Genomic DNA, 2,045 nt, shown 5'->3' with positions numbered 1-2,045 from the left:
TTGCCGGCCGGGTCGTGGGCGAAGCTTTCCGGCAGTTCGTCGCGCGAGTGGCGCACGCGGATCAGCCGGTCGAGGGCGTCGTAGCCGTAGGTGCGCTGGCCGTGACGGGTGTCGGCGATGTGTTCCAGATTGCCGTTGGCGCTGTAGGCATAGTCGCGGCGGTACAGCGAATCGTGGGAATGGCCTACCGCGTGGGCGAGCAATCGTCCCTGATCATCGTAAGAATATTCGCTGAGCAGCAGGCCTTGCTGACGTTGCTGCTCGCGCCCGGACAGGAAAACGTGCGTGGTCAGTTGCGCGCCATTGAGGTCGATGCCGGTCAGCGCGCCGCCCTTGGCGTAGTGGTAATCGAGCTTGCTGTTGTCCGGCAGGCGCAGGCGTTTGAGCTGGCCGCAGGCGTCGTAGCTGTAGCGCAGCGTGCCCCAGCCCTGATGCTCGGTGATCAGTCGATCCTGGCGGTCGTACTCGAAGGCCAGCGGATGGTTCTGGCCGTCATCGACACCGGTCAAACGACCGAGACGGTCGTATTGATAGCTGACCTTGATGCCGTCGGGCAGGGTTTTGACCAACAGGCGTCCGGCGGCATCGCGTTCGTACGCAGTAACTAGCTGCGAGCCGTCATCACCGAACTCGGTTTTCTCCAGCAGATGGCCGTTGAGGTCATAGGCGTACGCGGTGCGCCGCCCATCAAAACCGGTTTCCTGGCGGATCAGTCCGGTGGGCGTGTAATCCAGCCGGTATTTTTCGCCGGACTCGTTTTCAATCTCGGTGAGCAGCAGTTGCGCGTGGTCGTAGCGGTACTGCACCCGCGTGCCGTCGGGGTTGATCCGCCGCGAGACCAGGTGCAGATCGTCGTCATATTCATAACGGCTGATGCGTCCGAGTTCATCGCGTTCGGCGGTGACCTGACCGTAGGCGCCGTAGCTATAGGCGCGGGTGGCGCCGGTAGGAAAAATCGTCTGCGTCAGTCGGCCAAGTGCGTCCCACTGCTGACGGATGACCGCACCGTGTTCGTCAACGGTTGTGGTCCGTCGTCCCAGCGCATCGTAGGAAAAGCGCCGCACGCCACCGTCAGGCGATGTCTCTTCAACGAGCTGACCGAGCTCATTCCACGCCAGCCGCAATCGACTGCTGTCCGGATAGCGGATCGACAGCAAGCGCCCACGCGCGTCGTAGTAGTAATGGGTGACCTTGCCGTCGGGATCGACTGCTTCGGTGACATCGCCCTCGGCATTGCGCCGATAGATCCACACCGCGTCACCACGGGAACGCCGGTAGAGGAAACCGTTGCGGTACTCGTAGGACGTTGGCGCGTCATCCGGCGGAATCAGCGCGATCAGGCGTCCGACGTCGTCGTAGTGGTATTCGGTGACGGCGCCTAACGCATCCTGCTCGGCGATCAACCGCCCGGCAGCGTCATAGGCCTTGAGCTGTTCGCCGCCATCGGCCTCGACCTTGCGCACCAGCCGCGCCTGCTCGTCGTGGACGTAAACCTCTTCGGTGCCATCGACGTAATGCACCGTGACACGGCCGTCGTCGCCCCAGACGTAGCGTGTGTTCATCTGCGAGAACGAAGCCCAGTGCCTTACGCAACGGGCAGCCTTGCCAGCGCGTTCCCACTCCCAGAAAAAACTCGCACCACCGGCCAGTTGCCGCTGCAAGATGACGTGGGCGTCGTCGTAGTCGTAACGCTCGCTGTCACCGACCGCGTTGGTTGCGGCCAACAAGCGTTGGCGGGCGTCGTAGCAGTAGCTGACCAGCGTCTGCTCGGTGTGCCAGGCGCCCTCAGACCACACCTGATAATCGACTGCGATCAACTGCGCCCGGTCATAACGCAGCAGCAGCGAGCGCCCGGCGCCGTTGTCGAGTCGCTGCACCCTGTCAGACCGATCGCGCTGCACCGTCAGACGATTGCCAGAGGCATCGCTGACCGCCGTCAGACGTCCCGCCCGAAAGTGATAAAACCGCGCCGAATCCCCCGCCAGCGCAAGAATCAGCTCCTCCGGCTCATCCCCAAGAAAAATCGCCGCCCGCGACAGACTGTT

General features: G+C 63.1%; 1 pseudogene. It reads right to left on the bottom strand.

Annotation, left to right across the window (positions count from 1 at the left end):
* Nucleotides 1-2,045: pseudogene (locus tag EJA71_RS20190) on the bottom strand (RHS repeat protein); the annotation flags it as partial.

It is taken from the genome of Pseudomonas sp. PB106 (assembly GCF_009764645.1).
Classification (GTDB): Bacteria; Pseudomonadota; Gammaproteobacteria; order Pseudomonadales; family Pseudomonadaceae; genus Aquipseudomonas.
This window is presented reverse-complemented; position numbering and strand designations above follow the sequence as displayed.